The sequence below is a fragment of the Propionigenium maris DSM 9537 genome, assembly GCF_027925155.1.
In the GTDB taxonomy this organism is placed as follows: Bacteria; Fusobacteriota; Fusobacteriia; order Fusobacteriales; family Fusobacteriaceae; genus Propionigenium; species Propionigenium maris.
Genome location: NZ_BSDY01000029.1, coordinates 25,416 through 31,804 on the forward strand (window position 1 = coordinate 25,416; position 6,389 = coordinate 31,804).

The 6,389-nt window shown below is 33.1% G+C and carries 10 protein-coding genes; 6 read left to right on the forward strand and 4 right to left on the reverse strand.

Annotation, left to right across the window (positions count from 1 at the left end; translation table 11 throughout):
- Positions 1-146: 146 nt before the first annotated feature.
- Positions 147-512 carry a winged helix-turn-helix transcriptional regulator gene (locus tag QMG11_RS17560; RefSeq protein ID WP_281837626.1) on the reverse strand — a complete coding sequence of 122 codons (366 nt, stop codon included), beginning with the start codon at positions 510-512 and terminating at the stop codon, positions 147-149.
- A 120-nt stretch (positions 513-632) separates the two neighbouring features.
- Between QMG11_RS17560 and QMG11_RS17565 the strand changes: the two genes are divergently transcribed.
- Entirely contained in the window at positions 633-1,667 is a 1,035-nt protein-coding gene (locus QMG11_RS17565) for an NADH:flavin oxidoreductase (RefSeq protein WP_281837627.1), read from the forward strand.
- Between the two features lie 365 nt (positions 1,668-2,032).
- The gene (locus QMG11_RS17570) at positions 2,033-2,521 is read left to right on the forward strand and encodes a GNAT family N-acetyltransferase (RefSeq protein WP_281837628.1); all 489 of its coding nucleotides are present in this window, start codon (positions 2,033-2,035) and stop codon (positions 2,519-2,521) included.
- 553 nt (positions 2,522-3,074) lie between these two features.
- On the opposite strand, the gene QMG11_RS17575 is transcribed toward QMG11_RS17570, so the two are convergent.
- Together QMG11_RS17575 and QMG11_RS17580 are read right to left on the reverse strand one after the other, a co-directional pair.
- Entirely contained in the window at positions 3,075-3,263 is a 189-nt protein-coding gene (locus tag QMG11_RS17575; RefSeq protein ID WP_281837629.1) for a DUF4177 domain-containing protein, read from the reverse strand.
- Between the two features lie 88 nt (positions 3,264-3,351).
- Entirely contained in the window at positions 3,352-3,846 is a 495-nt protein-coding gene (locus QMG11_RS17580) for a Crp/Fnr family transcriptional regulator (RefSeq protein ID WP_281837630.1), read from the reverse strand.
- Between the two features lie 184 nt (positions 3,847-4,030).
- Here QMG11_RS17580 and QMG11_RS17585 point away from each other — a divergent pair, with 184 nt between their 5' ends.
- From QMG11_RS17585 to QMG11_RS17600, 4 genes are all read left to right on the forward strand, one after another.
- Positions 4,031-4,480 (forward strand): SRPBCC family protein, encoded by a 450-nt coding sequence (locus QMG11_RS17585; protein WP_281837631.1) that lies wholly within the window; start codon positions 4,031-4,033, stop codon positions 4,478-4,480.
- A gap of 72 nt (positions 4,481-4,552) precedes the next feature.
- Positions 4,553-4,768: a hypothetical protein gene (locus tag QMG11_RS17590; RefSeq protein WP_281837632.1), complete on the forward strand. Its 216-nt coding sequence runs from the start codon at positions 4,553-4,555 to the stop codon at positions 4,766-4,768.
- Between the two features lie 97 nt (positions 4,769-4,865).
- Positions 4,866-5,123, forward strand: a complete 258-nt coding sequence (locus QMG11_RS17595) for a hypothetical protein (RefSeq protein ID WP_281837633.1) — start codon at positions 4,866-4,868, stop codon at positions 5,121-5,123.
- Between the two features lie 92 nt (positions 5,124-5,215).
- A complete protein-coding gene (locus QMG11_RS17600) occupies positions 5,216-6,040 on the forward strand; it encodes a hypothetical protein (RefSeq protein ID WP_281837634.1) in 825 nt (274 codons plus the stop codon).
- Between the two features lie 167 nt (positions 6,041-6,207).
- On the opposite strand, the gene QMG11_RS17605 is transcribed toward QMG11_RS17600, so the two are convergent.
- On the reverse strand, positions 6,208-6,389 hold a 182-nt coding region (locus QMG11_RS17605), incomplete at its 5' end, for a hypothetical protein (RefSeq protein ID WP_281837635.1).

Consider the following 6,389-nt stretch of genomic DNA (forward strand, 5'->3'; position numbering starts at 1 on the left):
GATGTCTTTTTGTTTTAGTTGCTATTAAATATGAAAACAGGCTCTCAGATATTATTCTAAAGAACCTGTTGGTTTGTTCATCAGTTAAGTTTTGGAGAATACACAAAAGGGAGTTATATCATCCTTATAGTTCAATTATCCTAAATTTATAGAAACTTCTTTACCTCTAATATTTCTTCCAGCGAATAAGTGTTGGAGTCATAAGTATTGGCCCACTTAATCATCTCTAAAAAAGCACTATTTAATGATCTTCCTTTTTCTGTCAAAGAGTACTCGACCTTTGGTGGAACTTCATCATACTGTACTCTCTTTATTATTCCGTCTTCTTCAAGCTCTAATAGAGCTCTTTTTAAAGCTACATTGGAAATTCCTTCTATCCTTCTTCTTAACTCGTTAAATCTAATACACTCATTTCCCTGTAGCTCCCAAAGGGTCTTTAATTTCCACTTTCCTGATAAAATATTTATAGTATATTTTACAGGGCATTCCTTCTTTGAATTTGCTGGTTTCATTTCATATTCTCCTTAAAAAAATAGTGGTAACAAAAATGTTAGTACTTACAAAAAACTAACTTCCATATTATTATACATTAAAGAACAATTGATGTAAATTAATATTCAGGAGGGTTTTATATGAAATTATTTGAAGAGGTCAAATTAAGAAACTTAAGTATTAAAAATCGTATAGTACGTTCTGCAACTCATAGCATGTTAGGTAGCCTAGATGGTTCCATAAGTGAGAAAGAACTAGATATGTTTGAAGAATTAGCTGCCAACGATATCGGTCTAATTATAGCTGGTCAGTTTTTTGTGACTGAGGGAGGAATCGTTGCACCTGCCTCTAACTTGTTATCAGATGATTTATTTATAGACAAGGCTGCTGCAATTGTCGAGAGGGTAAAAAAATACGATACTAAGATAATTGCTCAATTAAATCATGCAGGGGCACAAGCCTATAATAGTGAAGAATGTTTTGCCCCTTCAGCAATAAAAATAGGCGATGGTAGAAAAGCAAGAGAAATAACTGTAGAGGAGATAGAAGCTTTAAAGGAAGCCTTTATTAATTCAGCTTATAGAGCAAAGCATGCAGGGCTTCATGGGGTACAAATACACGCAGCACACGACTATTTGTTATGTGAATTCCTAACTCCTGAGTACAATAAAAGGAAGGATAAGTATGGAAGATCAGCAGAGGGAAGAAGATTGATAGTAGAAGAGATTTTAGCCGGAATAAAGAAAAAGTGTGGAGAGGAATTTCCAGTATTTATAAAGGTTAATTCCAATGTCAAAAAGAATAACAAAGAGTATCAAGAGGATTTGAAAGACTTAGTTAAAAGTTTAGGAGAACTGGGGATAGAAGCTGTGGAGTTTAGTGGATATAAGGTTAGTGAGCAGGATAAAGAGAGATGTAACTATAACTTGGAAGATGCTCTAAGGGCAAAGGGCAGCACCGATGTTAAGACTATATTAGTTGGAGGAATTGACAACTTCAATGCCATGGAAGAAGCTATAAACTCTGGTATGGATATGGTAGCGCTATCAAGAGCTTTGATTTGTCAGGGAGATTTAATAACAAAGCTGAAAAATGGACAGGAAAAAGCAAGGTGTGTGAGATGTAATATGTGTTATACAGCTGGTCCTAAAAGGTGTATTCTACCTAAAAATTAGGTCCCTCCTTTTTCTTTAATCTATTTGAGCACATGGAAGACCTTGAAGCCCATAAGTTCGATCCTGTCCCTTATCTGCTGCTCCTCTACGTTGTCATCTAGGATTATATCTCCTCTTCTTGTGGAAGTTTTACTTAAACGTTATATTGAAGCATGAAGGAATAAGTTATTTGAAAGATGCAAAAAGGTGAAAAAACAGACCTAGGAAGATTGCAGGAGGAATCCTTAGCTTTCAAATAAAAGAGCTAGGTTATTCCCATTGCAGGATGATAGTTAGCCCTATCTATGATAAAATAGCTAAGAATTATTTTGTATACCGACTGATGGACCGACTGGATTATCTAAAGAACTGTAGGAGGTAATAGCATGGAACTAAAGATAAGAAATGGAAGGATGGAAGATTTAGAGGAGTGTTTTATATTGGAGGGTAAGACCTTTCCAGAGAGTGAGGCTGCCTCAAAGGAAAATATCAGGATAAGGCTTTCTGAGTTTCCTGAGGGATTTATAGTTGGAGAGGTTGATGGTAAGATAGTAGCCCACATAAATAGTGGGGCAACCGATAAAGATGATATTACAGATGAAGAGTTTAAGAGCCTTATTGGCCACGACAGCAATGGAAGGAATATAGTGATATTCTCTGTGGCAGTTGACCCGGAATATCAGAGACAGGGAATAGCATCTAAGATGATGAGAGAGTTTATAGAGGTTTCAAAAAAACTAAAAAAGAAAAATATCCTGCTTCTATGTAAGGAAAACCTTATAGGGGTGTATGAAGGAATGGGGTATGAAAAAAGAGGAATATCAGCATCTACTCACGGAGGAGCTGTATGGTATGAGATGGCTTATTCTCTGTGATTAAAAGTTAATCATAAAGGCTCCATTTAATCTCAGCTTTTCTAGGCATGGATAGAAGTTTATTTTCTGCCTGCCTTTTTGTTTCCCTTTCTTTGCGTTGTCGTGAATATTTGCTATTAACTTTTAGCGACAATACTGATGATTGAATTGAAGGGGAGTGGTAAGGAGGAGTTAACCTATGAAGAGCAACCCCTAGATAATACCAGTGAAATTTAAAGAGGTGGAGGAAGAATTAACCTAATTTTACCTTTAAAGATACCTGGCAGGTTATTTTTAATGGAGTGGGATCGGAAAAATTAAGAGTATCTTTAATATAGTTGGGTAGGGGTTCGGCTTCCTTCATTTCTACAATGAAATCCACGACTGCAAGATTTGTAGTTTTGATATAGTAAAAGATCTAAGGATTTCTACTTAGATCTTTTTTTGGTTAAGTCTAATGAGAATTATATTTAGTTTTTTTATTTTGGAGTTTTGCATTTAAATTTAAAATCTAGGCGAAAAAATAAACCAAGCCTTGAAGACTTAAACAAAATACTGCTTGTTTCACTAAAAACTATTTTTCAATTTCTCTTTCAAGCAAAATAAAAGGGTATTCTATTGGTCCCATTTCAACCATTTGAATTTGTTTACTTGAAGAAACAACTCTCCAACCCTCTGCTGCAAATTTATTAAGGGCTTCAAGAAAACTTCCTTCATCACCTTCAGGTTCATAAGTAAATAAAATCTCGTATTCATAAATCATAAGATCACCTCATTTTAAGTCTAATTAATGCAAATTAAATACTCCATTTAATATCCAAATAATATTATTATTGATTGTCAAAATTGAATTATTTAGACTGAGAAGGATCATCTATATAGTGAAGTAATAGGTTGTCGGTCATTTTTAACCTTCGTGAGATTTCTCTTGCTATATTTAAAACAAGAAGGCTAAAAAGATCTTTGTCAGTTTCGTAAAAATTTAAAAGAGCTTTTCTTGGAATGACTATAAGCTCCACCTCACCTACTGCCAGAGCTGAAAGAGTATGAGGATAAATCCCTATTATTGAATCCTCACCGATACACTTTCCTTCTTCAAATTCAAAAAGTTGATAGAAATTGGAATTGATCTCCTCAACCATCTTAACTTTTCCCTTTAATATAATATAAATATGAGTTGGTTTACTTCCTTGCTTAAATATATATTCCCCATCTTTATAATCTCCTTTATTTAATATTTTAAAGATTTTATAGAGTTGTGTCGGATTTAATCCTCCAAAAATGGAGATCTTAGTCAAAAGAGGAATAATCTCTTCAAACTCAAAAAACGGAATCAAATCTTTCATAAATTCCTCCCCTGCAAAAATAAATATCTAGTTGTTTCAAACTAAGTGAGCTATTCTGTTATTTAATTATATCTGAGGACTATGATTTTAGATACTAACCAAGCAGAAGTTTTTAAAGGAAAAATTAAATCTTAAAGAAGATTTTAATTAGATAGGTCTTTAATCAAAGAAAAGGAGGAGAATTATGAGAAAGAAAACTTTTTTTTCAGGAAATATAGTGATAGCAGCACCTCGAGAATTTGTATTTAATTTTCTGACAGATTTTGATAATAATGTAAAATGGGTGGATAGATTAAAGGAGGAAGATATAACTCCTCCTGAAGGAGGAATGGTTGGAACTGAGATAAAACAAAGTATAGTGATTCATGGACACACTTGGCATTATGAAGGAAAGGTTATAGAGTGCAGAGAAGGAGAGTATTTAAAGATAGATCTGGGAGATAAAAAGGAAAAAATACAGCTTGAATACACATTGACAGACGATGAGTATTCTAAAACTCTTCTCAATGAAACAGGAACCATAGTAGAAGGAACTCTTATTCATCGTTGGCTTACAGGATTTGATAAGAGTACTCTTCAAAAAAGGCTTGATAAGTTTAAAGAAGTTGTGGAAGAAGAATACAAGATGAGGTAACGAATCCTTAAATATTCATAACTTATCTTAAATCAAATATAACTTGAACTTAATTCTATAGAGGGAGGATCAATGTCAGAAGTTTCAAACGTTGATTTTAATGAAGATTTTGAATTAAATCACATTCTTTCGGAAAGATTTGGAAAAAAAGAAACAGAAAAAAACAGAAGGCTCTTAAGAACTATAGAGGGAGTATATAAAAAAATATATGCCCTCACAACAATCACTGATGAAATAAAATTTTATAAATTTATCGAAGGACATCCTCTGTTTAAGGAACTAGACTAAATTTATGTCTTTTAAAATTCATTTCCTAATTATTAAAGGACTTCCTAAGATAGTATAATTTCTCTTAAGTAAATACAATAAAAAGGAGAAGATTTTTATGAGACAAATGTTGATATCTGAACTCAAAAGTATTTTTGAGAATATGGGTATTAAACTAATTAAAGGGTATAATGACTTGAAGGCAAATGAAATCGGATATGAATTCACTAAAAAAAATAAACTTCAGCTTAAATTTCAAGGTTATGATTATAACCTAGTCGATGAAGCAATAAGATGCATCGAACTCTTTAATAGTAAAACAATACATTTTAAATGTAATTTTGAAAAAAATAATATAGTTTGGATAAACTTTTAGCCCATTAGTCCTTTCTCTTTAAGAGAGGGCTTTTTGGGGTTTTGATAAATATTCTTTTATAGAATAATATTATAAAAACAGGGAGGTGTGTTATGCCTGCAAATCAAGAAGTTATTGAAGGGGCAATTAACAATCTACAGAAGATAGTTGTTGAGTTGTTCCAGGCTGATCCCAGCGTAGTGAGATGGTTTGAGTACTCAAATATTACTTGGCGTGTTAGAATTCCTAAGGGAACTCCCCAACCGATATTAAAACTTAATGATAGAGTCATAAGTGAAGCTGGAAGTCTTTTAGTTTCTCCTGGAAAGTACACAATAACGGCTACTATGGATGAGGTTTCTATCGTGTTGAAGGAGCTTATAATAGGTATTACTCATGAGCTTTGTCAAGATATTGTTGTTGAAAAGGCTGATGACATTCGACAGGCAATCCAGAATGAACTTGAATCAATGTTTCCAAAGGATGGTGACTTCATTCAACGAAGTCCAGCAACCATTGACTTTGGTCGAGGTGTAGGCCGAAGAGAACTTTCGGTTCAGGTTAAACTTATTATTCCAATTGATAATGGCCCTATTGATCATGTCGATATAGATATTGATTTACGTTTTTCTTTTTCCATTATTCAACCGGATCACGATCATCCAAAGGGACTTGCTATTGTTTACTTACAGGGTTTTGACGTTCAAACAGATATTGATCTTCCATGGTATCTCGATAGCTTATGGTTTGGTGTATTCGAAGGTTTTGTTGAAGGTAAAATTGATGAAAGCGTAGAGAAGCAACTGAAACCGAAACTCAAAGCATGTTTACAAAGATTAATCGATAATAACCTTCCTGAACTGCCAGATACATTGTACCTATCTAATATATTCAACAATAATAATGGAGACTTGGTTCTACGGCTTTGCCCCTCCTAATATAAATAAGCAAGTTTAACCTTATTAAAAGTTTAATTATCATATTAAAGATTTCTTTTACGATTAATCTTCCCCCCTCCCTAAAAAACTTCCGCTTTGAGTATCGGTTAAATTAAGCAGATAGGATAACCCTATCTGCTTTTTTCTTAATATCCCTAATATGTTTTTCATCTTAGCAAGAAATCAAACCTAATTAGTATAGCATTTTTATCTTTTATTTTTATTAGGCTGTTGCAAAAGTATTGTATAATTTTCAATATTGCAATGGCCTTTTCTATTGTAAATAATAATATCTTTAAACTAACATTAAAAAACTTCCTGCTTAGCCCTCTAACTCTATGATTATCAA

What these genes read in the sequence shown, in the direction of transcription:
- QMG11_RS17590 (WP_281837632.1), top strand. Translation starts at nt 4,553, where the DNA reads ATGTCAGAAGTTTCAAACGTTGATTTTAATGAAGATTTTGAATTAAAT.
- QMG11_RS17580 (WP_281837630.1), bottom strand. Translation starts at nt 3,846, where the DNA reads ATGAAAGATTTGATTCCGTTTTTTGAGTTTGAAGAGATTATTCCTCTT.
- QMG11_RS17600 (WP_281837634.1), top strand. Translation starts at nt 5,216, where the DNA reads ATGCCTGCAAATCAAGAAGTTATTGAAGGGGCAATTAACAATCTACAG.
- QMG11_RS17570 (WP_281837628.1), top strand. Translation starts at nt 2,033, where the DNA reads ATGGAACTAAAGATAAGAAATGGAAGGATGGAAGATTTAGAGGAGTGT.
- QMG11_RS17585 (WP_281837631.1), top strand. Translation starts at nt 4,031, where the DNA reads ATGAGAAAGAAAACTTTTTTTTCAGGAAATATAGTGATAGCAGCACCT.
- QMG11_RS17595 (WP_281837633.1), top strand. Translation starts at nt 4,866, where the DNA reads ATGAGACAAATGTTGATATCTGAACTCAAAAGTATTTTTGAGAATATG.
- QMG11_RS17560 (WP_281837626.1), bottom strand. Translation starts at nt 512, where the DNA reads ATGAAACCAGCAAATTCAAAGAAGGAATGCCCTGTAAAATATACTATA.
- QMG11_RS17575 (WP_281837629.1), bottom strand. Translation starts at nt 3,263, where the DNA reads ATGATTTATGAATACGAGATTTTATTTACTTATGAACCTGAAGGTGAT.
- QMG11_RS17565 (WP_281837627.1), top strand. Translation starts at nt 633, where the DNA reads ATGAAATTATTTGAAGAGGTCAAATTAAGAAACTTAAGTATTAAAAAT.